We start from the raw sequence: 23,037 nt of genomic DNA on the forward strand, positions 1-23,037 counted from the left end.
TTACCCTACAATCTCCAACGTACTGAGGCCATTGACGTTTTTGAACAACCGAATCTGCGTGCCGATGCGCTCTTTGAGGGCCTCCACGTGCGAAATGATACCGATGGTTTTGTCGCTTTCTGACTGAAGTCGCTCCAACATACTCAAGGCCATATCGAGCGACTCAGGGTCGAGGGTGCCGAAACCTTCGTCAATAAATAGGCTTTCAATGCTGACGTTTTTGGAAGCCAAATCCGACAGTGCCAATGCCAATGCCAGACTCAACGTAAAAGTTTCGCCGCCCGAAAGCGTGTTTACTGCTCGTTGGGCATTGCCTTGGTACATATCAATCACAAATAGACTATCGGTATCTTCTTTAGGTTTATCCAAAACATAGCGGTCGGATAGGTGGCGGAGGCGCTGATTGGCCAGGCCAATGAGGTTGGACAGCGTCAGGTTTTGGGCAAAATTGCTGAATTTATTGCCTGTACTGTCGCCAATGTAGCGATTGAGCAAATCCCATTTCCGTCGCTGCGTACGGAGTTGTTCAAGCTCAGATTGCAACCCCGAATAGATTTCTTTTTGCTTGGTGTGATTATCTAATTTTGTGCTTATTTCCGACGATTCACTTAAATATTTGTCGCGCAGTTGGCGGCATGAATTAAGTTTAAATTCTGTTTCCTCAGCGTTGAGTTCGGTGGCTCGTTGTTGCGAGAGCAAGTGTAGTTGTTCATGCCAAGTTTTCTGATTGATTTCCAGTTCTTTTTCCCGATCGTCCAGTCGTTTACGGGTGTTTTTGAGGTTTTCAATCTCGGAGCTTGAAAGCAACAATTCATGGGCGATTTGGATGCTTTCGATGCCTTTTTGCTGCAATTGCTGCGTCAAAGAGGCGGCTGCGGCGTCAGTTTTTTTGGTTTCCTCAATGAGCGTTTTCTCCGTTTCAGTCCATGCTTTTTGGGCAATGCTGAGCGCAGTTTGGGCATTGCTCAGCGTACTTTTCAACGATTGACCATCGGCCCTGATATCTTTGCCTGCGTAGCGCCGTAGCTTTTCCTGCTCTTTCTCGACTTTTTGGGTTCGTAACTCAAAAAGGGCGGCATAATTTCTCGTTATTTTTTGAATGATATTGTTTAAGTCTTTGATTTTTAACCAATTGTTGGTCGTAGATTGCTGTTGTATTAATTGGGTTTGCTCAACGACTAATTGCTCTAGTGTTGTTTCAAGTGGGAGTTGGAGCGTCCCTAATGCATTTTCACAATCTTCTTTGGCCTTTAAGAAATCTTCGCGTAGTTTCTTCAAATCAGCTTCGGCCTGCGTCACGAGCGCCTCGGCTTTGTTGAGTTCAGTGCCGTAATTTTTGGCTTGCGTATCAGCCTCTTTTTTTTGTTTTTCCAATAAATCCAGATCCACCTGCACCTGCGACAAAGCGTTGATGTAGGCGTGTACGTATGGATGGTGCGTAGAGCCACAAAGCGGACATTCGTCGCCGTTTTGCAGGGCGTTTCGCAAGTCTTCCAGATTAAATTTTTGCTGTTCTTTCTCTTTTTTTAACTGTAACGCCTTGATTTTTAGTTCTAAACTTTGAGCCGTTGCCTGTGCCAACTCCCATAGAGGCTTTTTTTCGGTAACAATTTTGGCGTTTTCGGCAACTGTTTTTCTGGTATCTTGACCCTTGGACACGAGGTCATTTCTTTTTTCCAATTTTGCGCTCAGCTCAATCAATGCTTTTTCGCGCGTCGACAATCGAGAAAGCTCATTTTGTGCGTCAAAATCAGGTCCGAAACGTGTTACTTCGGCTTGGATTTCTTGTTGTTTTTGGAGAAGAAGCGCGTTGGTTTCGTCCAATTTTTCCAATCCTAATTGTTTCAGCCAGTCGTTGCTCGCTTGAGCTACTTCCTGACGGATAGTGTTAAAAATGGGTCGAATTTCGGCGTTTAGTTTTTCGATGTCCTTTTCCAGTCCCAAAATTTCTGTTTCAAAGGCGGTTAATTCCTGCTCCAGAAGTGCGTAAGGAACGGTTTTTTGAATCAGTTTTTCAATTTTTTCCGCCGTCTCTTTTACAATCGTTTGTTGGGTATCGGCTTCTTCTTTAAGGGCTTTTTGTTTTTTTTGTAAATCGATTAACTGATTTTGTCGCGCCCTAAGCGTTGCCAAGTCAGCGGCCCATTCGCTCACGAGTTCGTGGTGCTGAAGGCGGAGTGCCTGCGGGGCAAAGAGGGCTTGTTCCTGCTTCAAAAGCTGTTTGTTGCTTTCAACTTTTTCCAGTTTTTGGAGAAGTTCGGTACAGCGGTCGAGCGTATTTTTTTCTTTTTCCCAGAAAATCAGGTCTTTATCGGCCTGAATACGGTGCGCTTGGGCAATGTTGAGTTCGTCTTTTAGCTGCGTTACCTGTTCATCGGTTAGCATAGATACGAGTTGTAACTCCTTCTCTTTCAGCTTCAACTTTTCTTCGTGTTGGCGGTCTCTTTCAAAAGAGGCCCGGCCGAGTTGGCGGTAAATGTGCTGCCCCGTAATATCTTCCAACAACTTAGAACGGTCGTGGGCTTTGGCGCGCAGAAACTCCGCAAAACTCCCCTGTGCCAGCACGATGGATTTTACAAACTGCTCATAATTAAGGCCGATGATTTCGGCGTTCTTTTTGGGGAAATTCGCCAATCCTTTGATGTCCAGCAGGTTGCCAGAAGGCAATTCCGCAATTTCCATTTGGTAGTTGTTCCACTCGTTGTTGCGGTTGCGGGCAATGCTCCAACGAGAGCGGTACTGACGGCCTTTGACTTCGTATTCTACCTCGGCGTAGGCTTCGGACTTGGGTTCGCCAGCGGCTTTGAGATTGACGATGGAGCCGAGGGTTTTGATGTCGGTTTTTGAAATACTCCCAAAGCGCGGAATTTCATTGTATAACGCCAACGTAATCACATCCAGTAGAGTAGATTTGCCTGCGCCCGTCGGCCCAGAGATAATAAACAACCCCGACACCGCCAACGGATTGATGGAAAAATCAACGCAGCAAGGTTCGTTGTAAAACGAATTGATATTTTTAAAACGGGTACGAAGAATCTTCATTTAAAGCGACTATTTTTTGGCGGGATTTTACCTTTTCAACTCGTAGATATAATAGTTTTCGTCGTGAACGATTGATTCGTTGAAAACTTTCACGCACACAAATTGGTAATTTTTCCCTTGCAAACTTACAGATTTGAGGTGACCTTCCGTGTAAGCCACTGGCGAATTGTATTCACACAGCCAGACTATTTTTTTATTCTTCTGTGCGTTTGCCATTTGTGCGGCCCGCTTTAGTAAAGTTGAATCGGTCATGCCATACACCGACGGGTTCCACAAATCGGCCCGCCAAACGGAATAAGCGGTGTTTTGCAAAATATCCAACGAAAATATCTTTTGTTCTAAATAGCCAGCCACGGGGGTATTTAGATAATGATAGTTTCCTATCAAGAGATAAGGAGTGCCCGCGTAGTTGGTTTCAAGAAAAGTGGCGGCGGCTTTGGCGTTGGAAAAAGGGTAGGCAAGGTCTTTAGAATAGGCGAATAGACCCGCTATTGCCTGTCCACACAGAATGGCTAAAAATGCAAATCTTGTGTATGGGGCAGAGGTGTTTGCGGGAACGTAACTCTTTTTGCGGTCCAAAAATATCCAAAAGCAAAACAATATACTGATGGTATATATTTGATAGTGTCTAACACTGCCCACGTAGGCGCTCAGGTAAATAAAACCACCCAATGCAGCATATATCAATCCTGAAAGTAGGAGCACGGGTCGGTCTTTTCGCAAGTGCCACCACAGGCCTAGCCACGCGGCCATGCCAAGGCTTGCCATGCGGTATTTATTCTCCCTAAAAAACGTGTTCCAAAAGTGAAAATAACCTATTTCGGGAAAAGAAAACGTGCCTTTGTACACATTCTTTAACACAAAACCGATGCGTTGTGGGTCAAAATTCAGGACAAATCCTGCTTCAGCCGACGCGTCTTTTGGGGGAATAATCGTGATGATACTGATTAACGCGCCGATGATGATAAGCAATGAGCCAATCCAAAGGTTAGAATCTCGGTAATGAAGGCCTTTTTCTGAGACATAAAAAAGCATCGCTCCCGCGCTGACCACACAGGCAAACACGAATGCATAAGCGTTTGTGTTGAACAGTAAAGCCAATAAAAGGCAGATAATCAGGATGTTTTGACGAAGGTTTTTCCAATAAATGGCAATAAGAAAAATTAGAAAAACGGCCAAGATGTAGTTGCGACTAATCAACCCAAATTCAAACAACAACGGATAGCTTACCAAGATGAGGATTTTTTCAAACGTCTTAAACGGACTCTTGAAAACCACTAAATAGGCCGTTCCTAAAACAAATGCGGTGTGGATGAGCTGCATCCAATGCGGGGCAATAGAAATTTTATTGATAGGCCACAGGATAAGGTGCCACAACAACGGATGCCCTTCATAAGCAGCGTTGTGAACCAACGCGGTTAAACTGCCCGAGTACGATAAAATATTCCAAAGGTGTAGCTCGTCGCGCCACATTTCGTGGTGGTATATCCCTAAAATAATGAGAAATGAATAGAGAAGAAAGATACCCCACTCTAAACCAGACGAAGTTTTTGGTGGATTGAGCGTTGCTTCATCGTTGGACATTTGGGCGTATTTTTAAATGAAAATAATGGAAAATTATTACGTTTCCGATACATCACGCCACAATTCTTCAAACGCCTCCTGTAAAAGTAAACGGGTTTCTTCGTCAAGATTTTCGGACAACAGCCGTTGATTAAACACGTCGCGCGGGGTTAAATCTTGGATAGAAGTTCCCGTTATGAAAAGCTCGTCGGCCCCTTTGGTTCGGTTGGTAAAAGATAATCTGGGTTTAATAATTTGGAAAGGAACATTGCTAAATTCGCGCAGCAACTCGTTGAAATACATCTCTTTGTGAGGGTCAGCAAAAGGCTCTGTGACGTGTACTTCTACGTAAGAAGGTAGCGGATTTGTAAAAACGTAGGCTTTTAGGCCCGCTTCCACTTCGTCGAGGCTGCCCGTAAAGCAACGTAATTCTCGATAAGCAGGCACGGGAAGCGCCTCTACCGACGTGATTTTTGCGTTGTCGACGGTCAATTCCAAGACGTATTTACGGTCGTCGCGCTCGCTGAAACTGAGCGGAATGGGAGAGCCCGAATACCTAATAAAATCCGAATTGTTGATGCGTTGGGGTTTATGGATGTGGCCAAGTGCAATGTAGTCAAACCCCGACGGAAAAAATTCGGCTGAAAAAGCGGCCTCGCCGCCCACCACGTGAATGTCGCGTTCGCTTTCGGATGTGGAGGCACCGTTGACGAATAAATGCCCCATGGCAATGGAGGGCAAATCGGCAAATTGGGAGGATTTCAAATCGGCAAGTTGTTCATAATGTCCCCGAATACCTTGCCGAAGGGCCGCGAGTCGGTTTTCGTAGCCTTCACCCGAAACGGACTTACGCAAGTCAGCTTCTCGTAGGTAGGGCACTGCCGCCACCACGATTTCACCGCTGGGAGTGGTTAGGTGAAGTAATTCATCCTCAATGGATTCGAGGGCGTTTCCCACTACCTTAATATCCAAAAATTTAAGCAGTTCGCGCGGGGCATTGAGCACACCTGGAGAATCATGATTGCCACCCGTTACGACCACCTGACAGCCCGTGCCGATTAATTTTTTAAGAAAACCGTAGTATTGCGCCAACGCCTGATTGGAGGGATTGGTGGTATCAAAAACATCGCCTGAGATGAGCAAAACGTCAATCAAACGCTCCTGAATGGTGAGGGCCAGCCAATCCAAAAACAAGCGGTGGTCTTCTTCGAGACCGTATTTATGGAGCTGTTTTCCCAAATGCCAATCGGCTGTATGTAGGATTTTCATTTACAATTATTTTTTATTGTCCAATCTGGGACATTTACGTCCTTAAAGTTTTCCAAAACAGCAAGAATGCATCTAAAGCATGGGGTTAAAAGGGCGCTTTTTTGCCTATTTTGGAGGTTTTAAAGATTTAAGGGAATGGATAAATATCGAAACTTCACATAACTCTGCAAAAATGACAAAAAGGAACGGTAAATTTGCAGTAAACTTAGAGAGAGAAACTAATGGAAGTGCCTTTTGTCTTTTTTGATTCGGTCCGTGGGTATTTGCAACAACGAAAAGTGAGCCGCGCAGCTTTGTTTGGCTCGTTTGCACGTGGAGAAGAAAACATCCATAGTGACATTGATTTATTAATTGAAAAAGAAGGACTAACTTTCTTTGAAGTATTACAGATGGAAGAAGATTTAGAAAAACTAACCCATCGAAAGATTGACATTGTAGAGTTTGGGGCTGTTAAAGCATCATTGAAACCCCACATTTTCAAGGATATAATCAAATTGCTATGAGAGACGATCGCGTCTATTTGAAAGATATTATCGAAAGTATAGAACTCATTTTTAGCTATATCGGTGATAATTCGGATTATGAATTTAGCCAAAATTTGTTGATTCAAGATGCGGTTTATCGTCGTTTTGAAATAATAGGAGAAGCTTCTGGCAATGTTTCAGAAGAGCTTCGACAAGCATACCCCGAAATTGAATGGCGACTTATGAAAGCAATGAGAAACAAATTATCGCATGAATATTTCGGAATCTCATCTCACACCATCTACAATACCATAAAACAAAATCTCCCACCCTTGTTGGGAAAACTCCAACATATTTACCTCAGTTTATAATTAATTTGCAGAATGCTCACCACCAACACAATTGAACAAACCTATTACGTCATTGACTTTGACAGCACCTTTACGCAGGTCGAAGGCTTGGACGAATTGGCCAACATTGCTCTTGCCGGCAATCCCAACCGCGAAAAAGTGGTACAACAGATTCGCGACCTGACCGAAACGGCCATGAATGGCGATATGCCATTTGCCGAAGGACTTCGCCGTCGTATCGAACTTTTACAGGCTAATCGTTCGCACATTGATGCTTTAATCGATTTTTTACGTACCAAAATATCCGATTCCTTCCTGCGGAATCAGGCTTTTCTGCACGACTACGCCGACAGCATTTTGATTCTGTCGAGCGGATTCAAGGAATTTATTGTGCCGATTGTGACCGAGTTGGGAATCAAAGAAGAAAACGTATACGCCAATACATTTCGTTTTGATGCCGAGGACAACATCATCGGGGTCGATAATGACAATGTGCTTTCTTCCGACAAAGGAAAAGTAAAACTGCTCCAATCTCTCAACCTTGAAGGCGAGGTGTGTGTCATCGGCGACGGTTATACCGATTATGAACTCCGTGAGTCGGGTTTGGCCAGCCGTTTTTATGCGTTTACAGAAAATGTTGAACGGGAAAAAGTGACCAAAGTAGCCGACCACATTGTGCCGTCGTTGGATGAGTTCCTGTTTTTGAACAACCTTCCGCGTTCGCAATCCTATCCCAAAAGCCGTATTAAGATTTTATTGCTCGAAAATGTTCACCCGGTAGCTCGTGAAGCCTTTGAAGGTGAAGGGTTTAACGTTGAGTTTGTGAAAGGGGCGCTGGACGAAGACGAACTGATTGAGAAAATTAAAGACGTAACCATCTTAGGGATTCGCTCCAAAACGATGGTGACCCGTCGGGTGCTCGAAAATGCTCCGCGTCTGATTGCGATTGGGGCGTTCTGTATCGGGACCAACCAGATAGACTTAAAAACCGCGACCGAAAAAGGGATTGCGGTATTCAATGCGCCTTATAGCAATACCCGCTCGGTGGTAGAGCTGGCCGTGGGTGAAATGATTATGTTGATTCGGAACGTATTCCCCAAAAGTGTGGGAATGCACGCTGGAAAATGGGATAAATCAGCCAATAATAGCTTTGAAGTACGCGGCAAAAAACTGGGCCTCGTGGGCTACGGGCACATCGGTACGCAGCTGTCGGTGATTGGAGAGGCCTTGGGGATGGAAGTGTATTTCTACGACGTAGTGGATAAAATGCCCATCGGCAACGCCAAGAAACTCAAGTCATTGGATGAACTGTTGCAAGTAGCCGACGTGCTGAGTCTGCACATCGACGGTCGGAAAGACAATAAAAATGTGATTGGCAAACGTGAATTCGGACTCATGAAAGATGGCGTAGTGTTTCTGAATTTAGCACGCGGTCACGTAGTGGATGTGGAAGCCTTGGTAGAAGCCCTCAAAAGCGGGAAAGTAAGCGGAGCGGGTTTAGACGTGTTTCCGTATGAGCCTAAAACCAACAATGAAGCCTTTGAAAGCGAGTTGCGTGGCTTGCCCAACGTCATTCTAACGCCGCACATCGGCGGCAGCACCGAAGAGGCACAGGAGGGCATCGGTCATTACGTGCCAGAGCGGTTGTTGGAGTACGTAAACAATGGCAGCACCACGGGGAGCGTCAACGTTCCTGAAGTGCAATTGCCGTTGCTGAAAGGCTCTCATCGCCTGCTGCACGTACACCGCAATGTGCCAGGGATATTGGCTAAACTAAACAATATTTTTGCCCGCTACAATGTCAACATCACGGGACAATACCTCAAAACAAACGACCAAATTGGCTACGTTATCATGGATGTGGAGCGCAGCTACGTTGACGGTTTTGTGCAAGAAATCAAGGACATGGAAGAAACCATTAAGTTTCGGATGTTGTACTAAATAGACATATTCTAACTTCCCGAAAGTTCAAACTTTTGGGAAGTTTTTCTTTCAATTGTATGATTGTCTTTCCAAACGCCAAAATCAACATTGGCCTGCACATCACCGAAAAACGCCCCGACGGTTTTCATAATCTCGAATCTTGTTTTTATCCCGTGGGTTGGAGCGATGTGCTGGAGGTAATTCCCGCCCATGAATTCAACTTTTCATCGTCGGGGATTGATATTCCTGGCGACCCTGCCAAGAACCTGTGCGTGAAGGCATACGAATTGCTCAAAAATGATTTTGCACTGCCGCCTTTGGCCATGCATCTTCTCAAAATTGTTCCGATTGGGGCGGGGATGGGCGGCGGTTCTGCCGATGCCGCGTTTACACTTACGTTGTTAAATCAAGTCTATAACCTCCAACTCCCAACGGAGACATTGGAAAACTACGCGCGTAAATTGGGCAGCGATTGCGCCTTTTTTATTCAAAATAAACCCGTTTATTGCTACGAAAAAGGCGACCAATTTGCCGATATTTCTCTATCTCTCAAGGGGAAATACATTGTTTTGGTCTATCCAAATCTTCATATTTCAACGGCCGAAGCCTATGCGGGGGTCAGACCTCAGGCCCCTTCGGTAAATTTGCTGGAAGCTTTGCAACGCCCGCTGTCGGAATGGCGTCATTGTGTACAGAATGATTTTGAAAGAGGTCTATTTCTAAAATATCCGATTTTGCCTGAATTGAAGAATTTTATGTACGAGCAGGGCGCGGAATACGCCTCTATGACGGGGTCAGGTTCAACAATTTACGGAATTTTCGAGAAAGAGGTCAATTTTCAGAACATTTTGCCACACTACACCGTTTGGCAAGGAGAGTTAACATCGTAAATCAGCCGTTTGGACGCAGGCATCATCATGGGGAAGGCTTCAATCGTTAAGGAAAATCGCTTTACTAAGCGGCGCGAGCCGTTCAACTTTATGCTTTGGTTGGGCATTGGAGGGAGTGTTCTGATTTTTACGATTCTGTTAGCGGTCTACATCATGCGCAAATCGGCGGGTGTATACTGGACAGATGTGCCGCTCCCAGGCCTTTTTTGGGTCAGTACGGTTGCCATTTTGATTAGTAGCCTCACGCTGCATTTGGCCAATCACAGCCTGCGCACCGATCGTTATCCTGAGTTTAGAAGATACATTGCTGCCACGCTTTTTTTAGGAATTTTGTTTGTGATTCTTCAGTTTTTGGGATGGTATCAACTCATCAAGGCGGGTATTTCTACCCTCAATAACCCCTCGGCGGGGTTCATTTATTTGTTTTCTGGATTGCACATTTTTCATATCTTGATTGGCATTGGTGTACTGAGTTGGGCCGTATATCAGTCGCTCAAAAATAGCAACTATGTCGACGCTTTTGTTTTTAGTGTTAACCCTCCCAATCAACTCAAAATCAAGCTCATTACCATTTATTGGCATTTTGTAGATGTGCTTTGGCTATATTTGTTCGGCTTTTTGCTGTATCATCACGGGCTGTAATGAACGATGGCGACAGTTTGACTTGCATTTATTGCCTGTATAATTCCAGTAACTTTTTTGCTTCATTTTCCCAGTTGTACGTTGTTTTAACGGCTTTACGACCATTTATTCCCATTGCTTGTAGCGTTTTAGGGTTTTCAATGCACGATAGCATTACGGCGGCCAATGCTTCTGCGTCGTAGGGAGAAACGCAAAAACCGCATTGATTTGGCTCAATAACCGCCTTTAATAAAGGCAAGTCGGATGTGATAACGGGCAAGCCCAAGGCCATGTAATCAAACATTTTGGTGGGATAAGAATCGGCATAATCGCCGACGGGTTTGAGCAAGGCAATGCCCGCAAGGGCTTTTTGGGCGTACAAAAACGCTTCTTCCTGCGGGGCGTATCCGTGAAAAATCAACTGCTCCTTTACCGCTCGGTAGTCGCTTCGTTCCTCCAAGGATTTTTGTGCAATGCGCAGGTGGCCAAAAAGGTGCAACCGTACGCTCGGATGTTTCCTTTTCACAATGACTAAGGCACGCAACAGAGTATCAAACGCCCGCTCAAAACTGATGACTCCCGCGTAAAAAAAGGTGGGTTGTTGGACATCTGGCGCGGGAAAAGGCCACGAAAGCCAGTCGGAAGACGCAAAATTGTGAACAATGGCGTGGGGCTTCCCAAGATTTTGGTACTCATTCAAATAGGCATCTTCGGTAAAAACAAACTTGAATACGTGCCGCGCTTGGTGGTCGAAATACCGAAAAAGACGCTCGAAAAACCAGCCTCGATTGTACGATTTGAAAGGGAATTTTTTGTACAAATTCTCCTGAACTTCATACACCACTTCAGCCCCCAACCACCGAAACAAAAAAGCCAACGGCAACAATTCAGCCACGAAAAGGTGCACAATTTGCGGCCTGATAAATAGGAACTTCCACAGAACGATGGGGTGAACAAAAAACACACGCCAAAGGAGCTGACGGAAGTAGGGCAGACCAATAAAACGTTGGTTGGTCGGAGATTTTCGTTGGTCGTTTTGGTCAACAGCTAAGGCAACAAAAAGGTCAAAATGAGTGGATAAGCTTGGAGCAATTTTCCCCGAAATGCGCGGATCTGTGGCCGTATGAACCGTACTGAGTAATAAAATTCGCGGACGCGGGGTTGGTTTGTGCATGTTGCAAATATGGGTGAATCCCCGTATTTTTGAAAAAAGTACCTATTTTTCGGACTTATAAAAAATTTGTCGCAAGTTCTGAATAATAGCACACGGATGACACTGATTCCTTTGGAAACACGGGTTTTTACGGATTTTATCCGTGTTGGAACATGGCAGCGGCCAACCGTCCGTTTTATCCGTGTGCTATTGGTCTGCGACAAATAGTTAATAGTTCCATATTTTTTTAACCTATGATAAATGAAAACTACCATAAAAGCCGCTTTGTGGCTTGCTGCTAATGTGCTTGTTACAAGTGTAGTAGCTCAGCCGTCACCTAAATCTCAACCTCGCATGAACCCACCTCAGACTGACAAAATTGTACTTTATCAAATCTACACTCGCCTGTTTGGCAACCTGAATTCAACCAATAAGTTTTACGGCACGCGTGATGAAAACGGCACGGGAAAATTCAATGACATTACCGACAAAGCCCTGAAAGAACTGAAAAAATTCGGTATTTCACACGTTTGGTACACGGGGGTGATTGAACATGCTACCATGACCGATTATTCGGCCTACGGAATTCCCAAAGATAACCCGTATGTAGTGAAGGGAATCGCGGGTTCGCCGTATGCCATCAAAGATTATTACGATGTCAATCCTGATTTGGCGGTAGATGTACGCAATAGAATGGCGGAGTTTGAGGCGCTGGTGGCCCGCTCTCATAAAGCCAATCTGAAAGTTATCATTGATTTTGTACCCAATCACGTGGCACGGCAGTATAAGTCAGACATGAAACCCGAAGGCGTAAAAGACTTTGGTGAAGGCGATAAGGTAGAAGAGGCGTTTAATCCGCAAAATAATTTTTACTACCTGCCCAATCGAAAATTCCTCGTTCCCGACAACGTGCCTGTGCCGCCGGGGATTTCAACTTTTCCATACGAAGAATTTCCCGCCAAAGCTACGGGAAACGACGTGTTTTCGGCCAAGCCCAGCATCAATGACTGGTTTGAAACCGTTAAACTCAATTACGGCGTCGATTACCTTAACAATCGCAGCCGTCATTTTGACCCGATTCCGAATACTTGGCTCAAAATGCGGGATATTTTGCTCTATTGGGCGGCCAAGGGTGTCGATGGCTTCCGTTGCGACATGGCCGAAATGGTACCTTTTGAGTTTTGGGGGTGGGTGATTCCTGAAGTTAAAAAGGCAAACCCTGCGGTGATTTTTATTGCCGAAATCTACAATCCTGCCGAGTACCGCAATTATCTTTTTAACGGCAAATTTGATTACCTCTACGACAAAGTGGGGCTCTACGATTCGCTGCGCCGCTTGATGGAAGGGCACGGGCATACCGCCGATATTACGCGGGTATGGCAACAAGAATCGGGCGATTTTGCCAATCGAATGCTGCGTTTTCTGGAAAACCACGACGAGCAGCGCATTGCCTCCCAGTATTTTGCTAAAAATCCGTTTTATGCCATTCCCGCCATGGTGGTTTCGGCCACGCTGCATACGGGGCCTTTGATGTTGTATTTTGGGCAGGAAGTGGGCGTGACACCCACCGTTGCTGAAGGTTTTTCGGGAGAAGATGGCCGCACAACGATGTTTGATTATTGGGGCGTGCCCGAATACCAAGCGTGGGTCAACGGTGGAAAATTTGACGGCGGCAAACTCAACGAAGACCAACAAAAGCTGCGTAAATTTTACGCTGATTTATTAAAATTGATTAACAAAAGTGATGCCATCCAAAATGGAGCGTTTTACGACTTGCAGTATGCCAACAACAACGGCCAAAGTGCGGGTTACAACGATGCCAAACACTATGTTTACCTGCGTCATTCTGACAAACAAAAATTGTTGATTGTTTGTAATTTTGATTTGCATAACGGTGCACAAACCACCGTCAAAATCCCCGCCCATGCGTGGGAAACGATGGGTCTTTCGGCAACGGGGAAATACACGCTGACAGAAATTTTTAATCATCCCCAAACGCTCACCGTCGAAGCCGCGCAGGGTGTACCAGTCAGCATGAGTGAAAATAGCGTTCGGATTTTTGAGATAAAATCATCGAAATAGTACTTAAAGAGCGTATTTTTCAGGCTTTTCTCCGAGATATTTTTGGTTGGAGAAAAGCCTGATGTGTTTATAAAAAGCCAATTTGTTCTGAAAAGTGTTAGCAGTAGCTTGCGGGCTATATTCACTTTTATTTTCAAGATTCTTTGCTTGCCAAACCCTTCTCATCAATGAAAAAACGCCTTTTATCTTTCTTCTTTTTTCTTTCCTTTTTTAGCCCGATTCTGAGGGCGCAGTCCACAAAATTGGATAGTTTATTGCCCATTCGGGGTTTTTGCATTGGGGCTCCGCAGTCGAAGCAAGTGGATGCTTTCGTTAAATTTATCAACGAAGAATTGGCTCCCCGTCAAGTCAATACGCTTATTCTCCGCGTGGATTTTAATTATCAATTTGACAGCCACCCCGAGTTGCGGGACAGCATTGCTTTGTCGCGCCGAGAGGTAAAAAAGTTGGTGGTGGCTTGTCGGAAAAACAACATCCAGATTATTCCACAAATCAACTTGCTAGGCCACCAATCATGGGCTACAACGACTTATAACCTGCTGAGGGTTTATCCCGAATTTGACGAAACTCCCCACGTAAAAATGCCCGAAAAGTACGTGTGGCCCAACGCCGACGGTTTGTACTGCAAAAGCTACTGCCCCCTGCATCCGGGTGTGCATAAAGTAGTTTTTGATTTGGTCGATGAAATCTGCGATGTTTTTGAAAGCAATGCTTTTCACGCGGGAATGGACGAAGTTTTTTACATCGGCGATGATAAATGTCCGCGTTGCAGCGGCCGCAATAAGGCAGAGTTGTTTGCGGGAGAAGTCAACGCCATTCGGAATCATTTAGCTTTGAAAGACCGAAAACTTTGGATTTGGGGCGACCGCCTCATCGACGGCAAAACCACGGGGCTTGGAGAATGGGAGGCAAGCATGAACAATACGCATCAGGCGGTTGATTTGATTGCCAAAGACGTGGTCATTTGCGATTGGCATTACGAACGCCCCGACCAAACTGCGGTGTATTTTGCCATGAAAGGTTTCAACGTCATCACTTGCCCTTGGAGAAAACCAAAAATTGCCGTGGCCCAGACCCATGACATGCTAAAATTCAGAACAACGGCCACCAAAGAAATGAAACCGCGCTTTTTTGGGATGATGCAAACCGTATGGTCGCCTGCGGGGTCGTTTTTGGATGAATTTTACGGGATAAAAGTCAACGAAAAGGCGGGTGAAAACACGCCTTCCAATTGCTTCAAAACCATGTATGAAGAAATCAAGAAAGTAAGCCAGTAAACAAAACCCATATCTCCCGTGCAAGTTGCCCTAAAGCGAGTACCGTCAATCGACGCATTTCGTGCCTTGACCATGCTTCTCATGATTTTTGTCAACGATTTTTGGTCATTATCAGGAATCCCGTACTGGCTCCAACACGCCAAAGCTGATGAGGATTTGCTGGGGTTTTCAGATGTGATTTTTCCGTGTTTTCTGTTTATTTTGGGAATGGCGATTCCTTTTGCCATTCAAAACCGCATCGCAAAGGGAGACAGCCAAGGGCTGATACTCAAACATATCATCTTGCGCTCCATTGCCCTGATTATCATGGGGGTTTTTACGGTCAATGTCCCCGAAATTAATTCAGCCGCGACTGGTATGCAGAGCGAATGGTTTCAGATTTTGATGGTTGCGGGCTTTTTTCTGATTTGGAATGTGTATCCAAAAAGTGAAGGTGCGCAAAAGTATCTTTTTTCAGGACTACAAATCTTAGGAATCGCGCTGCTGTGTTATCTGGCCTACATTTTCAAAAGCGGTGAGGCCGACGCACTCGTGGGCATGAGGCCGCAATGGTGGGGGATTTTGGGCCTTATCGGTTGGACCTACCTGACCTGTGCCATTCTCTATCTATTTGCCTACAAAAGCAGCCTTGGATTACTTATTGCTTGGGGTATTTTTACTTTTTTTACGATTGCGGGCCATGCGGGGTGGTTGAAAGCTCTTTGGCCTTCAGGACCACAAGACTGGATATTGGGCAACGGAGCCTTTCATGCCTTCGCCATGACCGGTTTGTTGGCTACGCTATTGATGGAATGGTTGTACAAAAAAAATAGAAAAATACAGGTTCCTTCCATTTTTACGACGATTGGCGTGGCTATGGTGTTGATAGGGCTTTTGTTGAGAAATTTCTTTATCATTTCTAAAATTCAGGCTACACCTACGTGGGTGTTCTTGTGCAGTGGCATTGCCTTTATGTTGTTTGCTGGGATTTATTTTTGGGTTGATTTGCGGGGAAAAGCCAAGTGTTTTGCTCCCATTAAGGTCGCGGGAACTGCCACGTTGACGTGTTATTTGATTCCTTACGTTTATTACAGCGTCGCCAATTTACTGCCGTTCCGCCTGCCCGAAGCGCTCAGTTATGGGGTAGTGGGGCTTTTTAAGTCCTTGATTTATGCCTTTATTGTGATTGGTATTGCGGCAGTTTTGGGAAGAATGAGAATCAAATTGAAGCTATAAAACGGTTGGTTCTTATCAAAAAGCCCCCTCTGGAATCATTTGCAGAGGGGGCTTTTTGATGAAAATGCTGGTCTCCTCGGTTGCTTACAGTTTTGGTGTGCTTGGTTGCTCTCAACCCAACGCAATCAAAACTTTTGCTATACCCCCTCAATAATTCTTATAATAATCCCGAATTTTGCTCGTAAGGCGGTCGTAAATAGGCTTACTGAACTCAATAAAAAGCTGTTGCGGGGGCGGAGGGTTGATTTCTCGAACACTGCATAGACGTTTTTGTTCAGCGGTCAAAGCGCGCTCATCGCCGTTAAAATTGGCCCATTCGCATACCCACGTAAAATCTCCTCTGAATTTCTCCTGCGTTACCACTGACTTGTTGCGGAAATCCATCACTTGCATGTCCAACAACCCTGACGACAGCACCGATTTACGGGTGCGGGTTAGTTTGGCCGTCACTTTGTTATAGACTGGTATTTTCTTGCCATTTACGGTAGTTTCGCCCACTTTTACGGAGTCTTTGCTAGTCACTACGTCGGTATTGGATTGAATGAGGGTCTGACCCACTACAAAATCATCAAATTCTAACTTAATGACGTGGTCGGGTTTTAGGCGCGTACTTGAAGCCTCTTGCGGAGAATAAAACCGTACAAATTTATTGAGACGCTTATTGGTTTGTAAAAACTCGTTGACCTTATTCTGAAAGTATTCGTTGCTCAATTGATACGCCCGCGAGGTAACCAATACCTGCTCTACAACCACTTTAAAAGAAGCGTATTCGTACGATTCATCCAGCATGGATTGAACGTTTTTAAAGCCGCCGAGCAGGGCGTTGGCAGATTCAAAATGTTCATACGCCTGACGCGCCATCTGCCGATTTTCTTTGTTTTGCATCGAGAGCATCCCTGCCTCATAACGCTCGGAAGCCGCTTTTTCGCGGGCATCTCGTTCTTCTGCAATGAAACTCCGAACGGTAACCAAACGCTCACAGGCAGGGCATTTGCGCAAGGCATCATACAGCCGATTGAGACGTACGTAGGCGTCAACCACTGGCTCAAAATGAAAGGCTTCAGGGGCGTTTTGGTAGCGGGCTACGTCGTCCAAGTTTTGTTGAAGGGCCAATGGATAGGCCTGCTTGAGAATCTCTCCAGCGGAGGAATTGGTGGGACTGTCACGAAGTTTCTCGGCGGCTCTTAGCACGGACTCATCATAATCACCGCGTTTGAAAGCTTTTTTGGCGGATTTACAACCGATAAAACAAAATGTAAATAAAAGAAGGTAGACAAAAATGGCGGTAAAAGATTGCTTCATATTCGTTGGATGTAAAGGGGCAAAATAAACAGGTTTTTGGTAATTTCCCTTCTCAACGCATCTTATTTCTCTTTACCAAATAAGCAGACAGGATTTGGTCGTAGCCTTTGGCTACGTCGGCTTCTATAAAGTCAATTTTATACTGACCGCATTTTAATTTCAATTCCTGATAATATTTTTTGACCGCTTCTTGGTACTGCTTTTTGACTTGTCCGGGCTGAACTTTTACTTTTTCTCCCGATTCCAAATCGATGAACTCGTACGGACGGTCATCAAACGCAAATTCTTCTTCGGTGCGGCGGTCGGTAACGTGAAACAACAGTACTTCGTGCAGGTTGTGACGCAGGTGCTGCATAGCCGAAAAAATGCGCTCTGTTTGATTAATATCTTCAAACATATCGCTGAAAATGACAACCAGCGACCGTTTGTGAATTTTTTCGGCAATCAAGTGGAGCACATCGGCCACGGCCGTTTTGCGCTGCTCTTTGGGTTTTTGAAGAATCCCTTCTAAGTCCAAAAAAATCTTATGGACGTGGGAAGGAGTTGATTTAATCGGCGTCTGTATTTCAATTGTATCCGAAAAAGTACACAGACTGACGGCGTCTTTCTGGCGTTGGAGAAGATTGGCAATGCTCGCCGCCGCCATTGCACTGAACGTAATCTTATCGTGATTAGGCTCAGGATAATACATCGACGACGACGTATCAATCAGCAAGTGACAACGTAGATTGGTCTCTTCTTCGTAGCGTTTTACAAACAATCGGTCGGTTTTGCCGTACACTTTCCAATCGATATGCCGTGTACTCTCGCCCGTGTTATAGAGACGGTGTTCGGCAAACTCGACCGAAAAACCGTGGAAGGGAGACTTATGAAGACCCGTGATAAAACCTTCAACCAACTGCCGAGCCAGAAACTCTAAATTACCGTATTGTCTTACTCTTGCAACATCCAGCGTACGTGTGCTCATTGGCAGTTTTGGGAAAGGTTAAAGTTTATTGGCCTTTTCGATGATATCTCCCGTATCGGTGATGATTTCATTTTGTCCGAGCAAAATCATTCCTTCCATACCAACCACTCGAAGCTTGACCGAAGCGATACCAGATTTAATAAAACCTAGGTGTTCGGCAGCGGCGCGAGTCAGGTCAATCAGACGTTTATGATGAAAAGGGCCTCGGTCATTAACTCTTACAATCACCGATTTATTGTTTGATAGATTCGTTACTTCAATCATGGTGTTGATTGGGAGTGAACGATGTGCGGCGGTTAATTCTTTCTGGTTAAATTTTTCGCCAGAAGAGGTCTGCCGACCGTCAAACATTTTGTTGTAAAAAGACGCTTTTCCCTGTTCTTCTTTACCTAACAATTGTGCTGAAGCAGAATTTAATGTGAAAAACGACAACAGTAAAATTAAATAAAATGGGGTATAATACATAGGTTTTTTCGGGTTTAATTCCACTAAAAGAATGATTTCCACAGAGCTTTCACCTCGAAGCCTACTCAAAAAAATGCAACCTAAAAAAGGTTTATAGGTTGATAATAAGGCACAAATTTAATATAATCTATGTTTTTTACAAAACCAATTTTAAAAGGCATGTTCTTAACAACGTAAAAGTCGGTAACTTTATTTTACAAAAATTTTGAAAGGCAACAACAAAACATGTACTTTAGCGTTTGCTTAAACTCTAAACCTACTAAGTATAGTGGAAGATAAAGACCGAGAAAAAATCTACTCTAAGCGCGTAAAAGCCGGCAAAAGAACCTACTTTTTTGATGTGCGTTCGACTCGTTCCAATGATTATTATCTTACAATCACCGAGAGTCGCCGTTTTCCACAGGGAGACGGATTTGCGTATGAAAAACACAAGATGTTTCTCTACAAAGAAGATTTCGACAAATTTGTTGACGCACTTCAGGACACCGTAAATCACATCAAAACAGAATTAATGCCAAATATTGATTTCTCGCAGTACGCCGTACGTGAGGAAGAAGATTATAGCGGTAGCGATTTGAAGTGGGAGTAATACCTGTTTTCTAAAAGTATCCAATAACTTGCCTCCGGTACCTACCGGAGGCCTTTTGGTTTTGTAGGTACGTCTAAATATACTAATTTTGCAGCCTCACTCAAGTGAGTTATATTATTATTTGTTCATAATGAGGGAGGAGAGGTCGTTGGAAATGAAGTAAAAGATAAGGCATTTGCCTATTGATGAGCTCTCTGTCTAACCCGCAACTCAAAACTCAAAACTCAAAACTCCCGGAATGTCTCTCCAATGTGGTATTGTCGGATTGCCAAATGTGGGCAAATCCACCCTTTTTAGTGCATTGTCAAGTGCAAAGGCTGAAGCAGCCAATTATCCCTTCTGTACCATTGAACCCAACGTAGGCGTGGTAGAAGTGCCCGACGAGCGAATGAAAGTCTTGGAAGGCCTGGTGAATCCACAGCGTATGGTGCCAACCATCGTTGAAATCGTTGACATTGCTGGCCTCGTAAGGGGGGCGAGCAAAGGTCAAGGTTTAGGGAATCAGTTTTTGGCCAATATCCGGGAAGTGGATGCCATTATCCACGTGGTTCGTTGCTTTGCCGATGATAACATCGTACACGTAGAAGGGCGCGTCAATCCCGTCAGTGATAAAGAAATCATTGATTTAGAGCTTCAATTGAAAGATTTGGATTCCATCGAGAAAAAATTTGCACGGGTTGAGAAAGCGGCCCGCGTTGGAGATGCCAAAGCCAAGGTCGAGCTTGAAATCATAACGCGCGTGAAAAATGCCTTGCTACACGGTAAAAGCGTAAGGGCAGTAGGACTGACGGAAGACGAAAAAGCGGCGATTGCTGACTTGCAATTGTTGACCATCAAGCCGGTTATTTATGTGGCAAACGTCGACGAATCGGCCATCATCAATGGCAATGAATACGTGGATCAATTGAAAGCGGCCGTAGCCGAAGAAAATGCCGAAGTGATTGTACTTTGCGCGGCTATTGAATCAGAAATTGCCGAAATGGAAGACCCCGAAGAGCGCGCCGTGTTTTTGGAAGAATACGGTTTGAAAGAATCTGGTCTGAACAGATTGATTCGGGCGTCGTATCACATCTTAAATCTGATTACATACTTTACGGCGGGTGTCAAAGAAGTACGGGCGTGGACCATTCAGCGGGGCTGGAAAGCACCGCAAGCCGCTGGGGTGATTCACACAGACTTTGAGAAGGGTTTTATTCGGGCCGAAGTCATTAAACTCAGCGATTACGAAAAGTACAAAACCGAGGCGGCCTGCCGCGATGCGGGTAAGATTTCGGTAGAAGGAAAAGAATACGTGGTGCAAGATGGTGATATTATGCACTTCCGTTTTAACGTATAATTATTCAACGTCGGCGAGGTTTTAAACCTCGCCGACGTTAACGCCCAGTTCAAAACCTCGTCGACGTTAACTTTCGACGTTTTACAGTTTACCAATCTTCGGTTTCTTCCGCTTTTTTCTTACCAAACAACGCTCGAAAAGTACCTGACATGTGAATCATGTTATCGACGCGATTTTTGGCTTGACTGAGTAGATGCACATTGATGCCTTCCCCAATCATTTGCGTCAGTGAATTGGAAAGCATCCACATTTCTTCGACATTCACCGAAAAATCACTGACAACATACTTCTGAAAGCCTCGGTCTTTAAGGTCAGCAAAGTAGAGAACAAGGCAAAAATCTTGCCCTTCAAAATAGGTAATGACTCGATTTGAATCAAATTTTTTTGGCATTTCCTGATGGTCTACCAATCCATCTACAATCGCAACTTCTTCGTTGGTCATGTATAAATGAGGAGTCAAATATACTGGTGGCTGATAATTCATTTTACTTTTTCTGATTTTGGAATACTTAGCGATATTACTCAATAAACGCGCTTTGTTGAGCAAATCTTGTAAGTAAAATTCATTTATCATAATTTTTTTTAGAATATATTTAATTATTTTAAGATTTTATCAAGTGTGTTTTTAAAGTAATTTTACTTGAAAACACAGTAAAAATCCATAAACCACCGTTAGCCAAATTATATTTGGCAGCATTTGACAAAAAAAACGAATAAATGGGTTGTTTTTGAAACTAATTATCTAAAATAAGAAATTTTGTTTGGGAATAAAAAAAGTGGGCAGCTTTTGGAAGCCTGCCCACTTTTAGCTCAAAATCTATGCCAGCACATAACTGGGGTATTTTGAGGTCTACCGTGATATTTCTAATACTTCAAACTCCATAGCCCCCGCAGGAACCTGAAATTGGGCTACATCGCCGACCTTTTTTCCGAGCAGCCCTTTGCCGATGGGAGAGCCAACGGAGATTTTTCCGAGTTTCAAATCGGCCTCTTCTTCAGACACAAGGGTGTAGGTTACAACGGCGTTGTTTTTACGGTTTTTTATCTTGACTTTAGACAACACCGCCACCTGCGACGTATCGATTGACGATTCGTCGAGGATGCGGGCATTGCCCAAGACTTCTTCTAACTTAGAGATTTTTGCTTCGTGCAATCCCTGTGCTTCTTTGGCGGCATCATACTCGGCATTTTCGCTTAAATCACCCTTATCGCGAGCTTCAGCTATTGCTCTTGCTATTTCTTGTCGGCCCCGCGTTTTTAAGTCCTGCAACTCAGCCTTAAGCTTGTTGAGACCTTCTTCGGTGTAGTACTGTATTTTAGCCATTTTGCTTTACTGTACGTTAATTGTTATAGAATATTTGTTAGTGGTAAAGAAATTTCTGGGACTATGGACAAAAAAAAAGAACGGTGAAATGACCGCTCTACAAAAGGATGGTAGAATCTGTCACTTCTTCAGCAAGACCGAAAAGTATTCGTCGTGTCGGTTCATAGTCGAGAATTGAATCACAAAATTAGCAATATTTGCAACTGAAATCAATATCCCCAAAGGCTTTATCCTAAAAAATAGCCTTATTGTACTACTTTAAACGTAGAAATTAATTTCTTATGACAGGTCTTCGGATTATTTTTATGGGTACACCCGAATTTGCGGTGAGCAGTCTTCAAAAGCTCGTGGAAAGTGGCTCAAATGTGGTGGCGGTGGTGACCGCACCCGATAAACCCGCTGGACGAGGTTTGCAATTGACGCCTTCGCCCGTGAAGCAATATGCCTTGTCGCAGGGGATTCCGGTTCTTCAGCCCGAAAAACTTAAAAACCCCGATTTTTTGGAGGAATTGCGGAGCTACCAGGCCGATTTGCAGGTCGTCGTGGCTTTTCGAATGTTGCCCGAAGTCGTTTGGAATATGCCTCCCAAAGGCACATTTAACCTTCATGCGTCGCTTTTGCCGCAGTATCGAGGGGCGGCCCCCATCAATTGGGCCATCATCAACGGCGAAACGCAAACGGGCGTAACTACTTTTTTTCTGCAACACGAGATAGATACAGGTCAAATTATTTTTCAGGAAACCGAGCCAATTCATGAAAACGACACGGTAGGCACCCTTTATGAGCGTTTGATGCAAAAAGGAGCGGCTTTGGTCGTCAAAACGGTGCAGGCGGTGGAGCGTGGCAATTATCCTCAAATTCCACAACCTGAGGTTGAGGTGTTGAAAAGTGCCCCCAAAATTTTTAAGGAAACTTGCGAAATCCAATGGTCGCAATCAGCCTCTTATATCCGCAACTTTGTGCGTGGATTATCGCCGTATCCAACTGCTTGGACTACCCTGAATGGAAAAACCTGCAAAGTGTATAAGGCATCAGTGGCCAATCAAGAATCCAGTGAGCTGGAAATCGGAGATTTTGTGACCGATAATAAATCCTTCCTTCATTTCAAGACGGGTCATGGCTGGCTGGCGATTGAGGAGCTACAATTAGAAGGAAAAAAACGAATGGGAATTGAAGAATTCCTGCGCGGTGCTAAACTATAATTT

Annotated in this window: 20 protein-coding genes; 11 read left to right on the plus strand and 9 right to left on the minus strand. The window is 44.5% G+C overall.

All coding sequences use genetic code 11. The features are described 5' to 3' along the window. Genes NCI00_RS09945 through NCI00_RS09955 form a run of 3 tightly spaced genes read right to left on the minus strand, consistent with a single transcriptional unit; the run spans nucleotide 1 to nucleotide 5,874 of the window. The gene (locus NCI00_RS09945) at nucleotides 1–3,042 is read right to left on the minus strand and encodes an SbcC/MukB-like Walker B domain-containing protein (RefSeq protein ID WP_253527006.1); all 3,042 of its coding nucleotides are present in this window, start codon (nucleotides 3,040–3,042) and stop codon (nucleotides 1–3) included. 27 nt (nucleotides 3,043–3,069) lie between these two features. Next, nucleotides 3,070–4,626, minus strand: coding sequence for a hypothetical protein (locus tag NCI00_RS09950; RefSeq protein WP_253527008.1), 1,557 nt, complete (start codon nucleotides 4,624–4,626; stop codon nucleotides 3,070–3,072). 36 nt (nucleotides 4,627–4,662) lie between these two features. Further along, the gene (locus NCI00_RS09955) at nucleotides 4,663–5,874 is read right to left on the minus strand and encodes an exonuclease SbcCD subunit D C-terminal domain-containing protein (RefSeq protein ID WP_253527010.1); all 1,212 of its coding nucleotides are present in this window, start codon (nucleotides 5,872–5,874) and stop codon (nucleotides 4,663–4,665) included. 221 nt (nucleotides 5,875–6,095) lie between these two features. Between NCI00_RS09955 and NCI00_RS09960 the strand changes: the two genes are divergently transcribed. Genes NCI00_RS09960 through NCI00_RS09980 form a run of 5 tightly spaced genes read left to right on the plus strand, consistent with a single transcriptional unit; the run spans nucleotide 6,096 to nucleotide 10,143 of the window. Beyond that, the gene (locus NCI00_RS09960; protein WP_166559275.1) at nucleotides 6,096–6,377 is read left to right on the plus strand and encodes a nucleotidyltransferase family protein; all 282 of its coding nucleotides are present in this window, start codon (nucleotides 6,096–6,098) and stop codon (nucleotides 6,375–6,377) included. Next, nucleotides 6,374–6,709 carry a HepT-like ribonuclease domain-containing protein gene (locus tag NCI00_RS09965; RefSeq protein WP_253527012.1) on the plus strand — a complete coding sequence of 112 codons (336 nt, stop codon included), beginning with the start codon at nucleotides 6,374–6,376 and terminating at the stop codon, nucleotides 6,707–6,709. The genes NCI00_RS09960 and NCI00_RS09965 overlap by 4 nt, the downstream gene beginning before the upstream one ends. Before the next feature lie 12 nt (nucleotides 6,710–6,721). Further along, nucleotides 6,722–8,629 carry a phosphoglycerate dehydrogenase gene (gene serA / locus NCI00_RS09970; RefSeq protein WP_253527015.1) on the plus strand — a complete coding sequence of 636 codons (1,908 nt, stop codon included), beginning with the start codon at nucleotides 6,722–6,724 and terminating at the stop codon, nucleotides 8,627–8,629. A 59-nt stretch (nucleotides 8,630–8,688) separates the two neighbouring features. Next, nucleotides 8,689–9,501, plus strand: a complete 813-nt coding sequence (ispE, locus tag NCI00_RS09975) for a 4-(cytidine 5'-diphospho)-2-C-methyl-D-erythritol kinase (protein ID WP_253527018.1) — start codon at nucleotides 8,689–8,691, stop codon at nucleotides 9,499–9,501. Nucleotides 9,502–9,528: 27 nt separating this feature from the next. Continuing rightward, nucleotides 9,529–10,143, plus strand: coding sequence for a cytochrome c oxidase subunit 3 (locus NCI00_RS09980; RefSeq protein ID WP_253527021.1), 615 nt, complete (start codon nucleotides 9,529–9,531; stop codon nucleotides 10,141–10,143). Between the two features lie 28 nt (nucleotides 10,144–10,171). Here the strand turns inward: NCI00_RS09980 and NCI00_RS09985 are convergent, their stop codons facing one another. Continuing rightward, nucleotides 10,172–11,296 carry a glycosyltransferase gene (locus NCI00_RS09985; RefSeq protein WP_253527024.1) on the minus strand — a complete coding sequence of 375 codons (1,125 nt, stop codon included), beginning with the start codon at nucleotides 11,294–11,296 and terminating at the stop codon, nucleotides 10,172–10,174. Between the two features lie 240 nt (nucleotides 11,297–11,536). On the opposite strand from NCI00_RS09985, the gene NCI00_RS09990 reads away from it, so the two are divergent. From NCI00_RS09990 to NCI00_RS10000, 3 genes are all read left to right on the plus strand, one after another. Further along, nucleotides 11,537–13,357 (plus strand): alpha-amylase family protein, encoded by a 1,821-nt coding sequence (locus NCI00_RS09990; protein WP_253527027.1) that lies wholly within the window; start codon nucleotides 11,537–11,539, stop codon nucleotides 13,355–13,357. A gap of 167 nt (nucleotides 13,358–13,524) precedes the next feature. After that, nucleotides 13,525–14,634, plus strand: coding sequence for a family 20 glycosylhydrolase (locus NCI00_RS09995; protein WP_253527031.1), 1,110 nt, complete (start codon nucleotides 13,525–13,527; stop codon nucleotides 14,632–14,634). Nucleotides 14,635–14,652: 18 nt separating this feature from the next. Further along, nucleotides 14,653–15,849 carry a DUF5009 domain-containing protein gene (locus NCI00_RS10000; RefSeq protein WP_253527034.1) on the plus strand — a complete coding sequence of 399 codons (1,197 nt, stop codon included), beginning with the start codon at nucleotides 14,653–14,655 and terminating at the stop codon, nucleotides 15,847–15,849. A gap of 147 nt (nucleotides 15,850–15,996) precedes the next feature. Here the strand turns inward: NCI00_RS10000 and NCI00_RS10005 are convergent, their stop codons facing one another. Genes NCI00_RS10005 through NCI00_RS10015 form a run of 3 tightly spaced genes read right to left on the minus strand, consistent with a single transcriptional unit; the run spans nucleotide 15,997 to nucleotide 18,625 of the window. After that, nucleotides 15,997–17,151 (minus strand): hypothetical protein, encoded by a 1,155-nt coding sequence (locus tag NCI00_RS10005; protein ID WP_253527036.1) that lies wholly within the window; start codon nucleotides 17,149–17,151, stop codon nucleotides 15,997–15,999. Between the two features lie 52 nt (nucleotides 17,152–17,203). Further along, complete coding sequence (locus tag NCI00_RS10010; protein ID WP_114462109.1) at nucleotides 17,204–18,118, minus strand: DUF58 domain-containing protein; 915 nt, start codon at nucleotides 18,116–18,118, stop codon at nucleotides 17,204–17,206. 18 nt (nucleotides 18,119–18,136) lie between these two features. Next, the gene (locus NCI00_RS10015) at nucleotides 18,137–18,625 is read right to left on the minus strand and encodes a septal ring lytic transglycosylase RlpA family protein (RefSeq protein ID WP_253527038.1); all 489 of its coding nucleotides are present in this window, start codon (nucleotides 18,623–18,625) and stop codon (nucleotides 18,137–18,139) included. Between the two features lie 226 nt (nucleotides 18,626–18,851). Between NCI00_RS10015 and NCI00_RS10020 the strand changes: the two genes are divergently transcribed. Next, nucleotides 18,852–19,172 (plus strand): DUF3276 family protein, encoded by a 321-nt coding sequence (locus NCI00_RS10020; RefSeq protein ID WP_013925848.1) that lies wholly within the window; start codon nucleotides 18,852–18,854, stop codon nucleotides 19,170–19,172. Between the two features lie 238 nt (nucleotides 19,173–19,410). Then, entirely contained in the window at nucleotides 19,411–20,508 is a 1,098-nt protein-coding gene (ychF, locus tag NCI00_RS10025) for a redox-regulated ATPase YchF (protein ID WP_166559265.1), read from the plus strand. Between the two features lie 88 nt (nucleotides 20,509–20,596). On the opposite strand, the gene NCI00_RS10030 is transcribed toward ychF, so the two are convergent. Together NCI00_RS10030 and greA are read right to left on the minus strand one after the other, a co-directional pair. After that, nucleotides 20,597–21,082, minus strand: a complete 486-nt coding sequence (locus NCI00_RS10030; protein ID WP_253527040.1) for a hypothetical protein — start codon at nucleotides 21,080–21,082, stop codon at nucleotides 20,597–20,599. Nucleotides 21,083–21,358: 276 nt separating this feature from the next. Next, nucleotides 21,359–21,832 (minus strand): transcription elongation factor GreA, encoded by a 474-nt coding sequence (gene greA, locus NCI00_RS10035; RefSeq protein WP_013925845.1) that lies wholly within the window; start codon nucleotides 21,830–21,832, stop codon nucleotides 21,359–21,361. Between the two features lie 281 nt (nucleotides 21,833–22,113). Between greA and fmt the strand changes: the two genes are divergently transcribed. Beyond that, nucleotides 22,114–23,034, plus strand: a complete 921-nt coding sequence (fmt, locus tag NCI00_RS10040) for a methionyl-tRNA formyltransferase (RefSeq protein WP_256498229.1) — start codon at nucleotides 22,114–22,116, stop codon at nucleotides 23,032–23,034. Nucleotides 23,035–23,037: the final 3 nt, after the last annotated feature.

The organism is Runella salmonicolor (assembly GCF_024158025.1).
In the GTDB taxonomy this organism is placed as follows: domain Bacteria; phylum Bacteroidota; class Bacteroidia; order Cytophagales; family Spirosomataceae; genus Runella; species Runella salmonicolor.

Bases quoted from the DNA above. Each gene is read 5' to 3' on its own strand.
- NCI00_RS09960 (WP_166559275.1), top strand. From the start codon at position 6,096: ATGGAAGTGCCTTTTGTCTTTTTTGATTCGGTCCGTGGGTATTTGCAA.
- NCI00_RS09955 (WP_253527010.1), bottom strand. From the start codon at position 5,874: ATGAAAATCCTACATACAGCCGATTGGCATTTGGGAAAACAGCTCCAT.
- NCI00_RS10005 (WP_253527036.1), bottom strand. From the start codon at position 17,151: ATGAAGCAATCTTTTACCGCCATTTTTGTCTACCTTCTTTTATTTACA.
- NCI00_RS09950 (WP_253527008.1), bottom strand. From the start codon at position 4,626: ATGTCCAACGATGAAGCAACGCTCAATCCACCAAAAACTTCGTCTGGT.
- NCI00_RS09945 (WP_253527006.1), bottom strand. From the start codon at position 3,042: ATGAAGATTCTTCGTACCCGTTTTAAAAATATCAATTCGTTTTACAAC.
- NCI00_RS09965 (WP_253527012.1), top strand. From the start codon at position 6,374: ATGAGAGACGATCGCGTCTATTTGAAAGATATTATCGAAAGTATAGAA.
- greA (WP_013925845.1), bottom strand. From the start codon at position 21,832: ATGGCTAAAATACAGTACTACACCGAAGAAGGTCTCAACAAGCTTAAG.
- fmt (WP_256498229.1), top strand. From the start codon at position 22,114: ATGACAGGTCTTCGGATTATTTTTATGGGTACACCCGAATTTGCGGTG.
- serA (WP_253527015.1), top strand. From the start codon at position 6,722: ATGCTCACCACCAACACAATTGAACAAACCTATTACGTCATTGACTTT.
- NCI00_RS09990 (WP_253527027.1), top strand. From the start codon at position 11,537: ATGAAAACTACCATAAAAGCCGCTTTGTGGCTTGCTGCTAATGTGCTT.
- NCI00_RS10010 (WP_114462109.1), bottom strand. From the start codon at position 18,118: ATGAGCACACGTACGCTGGATGTTGCAAGAGTAAGACAATACGGTAAT.
- NCI00_RS10030 (WP_253527040.1), bottom strand. From the start codon at position 21,082: ATGATAAATGAATTTTACTTACAAGATTTGCTCAACAAAGCGCGTTTA.
- ychF (WP_166559265.1), top strand. From the start codon at position 19,411: ATGTCTCTCCAATGTGGTATTGTCGGATTGCCAAATGTGGGCAAATCC.
- ispE (WP_253527018.1), top strand. From the start codon at position 8,689: ATGATTGTCTTTCCAAACGCCAAAATCAACATTGGCCTGCACATCACC.
- NCI00_RS09980 (WP_253527021.1), top strand. From the start codon at position 9,529: ATGGGGAAGGCTTCAATCGTTAAGGAAAATCGCTTTACTAAGCGGCGC.
- NCI00_RS09985 (WP_253527024.1), bottom strand. From the start codon at position 11,296: ATGCACAAACCAACCCCGCGTCCGCGAATTTTATTACTCAGTACGGTT.
- NCI00_RS09995 (WP_253527031.1), top strand. From the start codon at position 13,525: ATGAAAAAACGCCTTTTATCTTTCTTCTTTTTTCTTTCCTTTTTTAGC.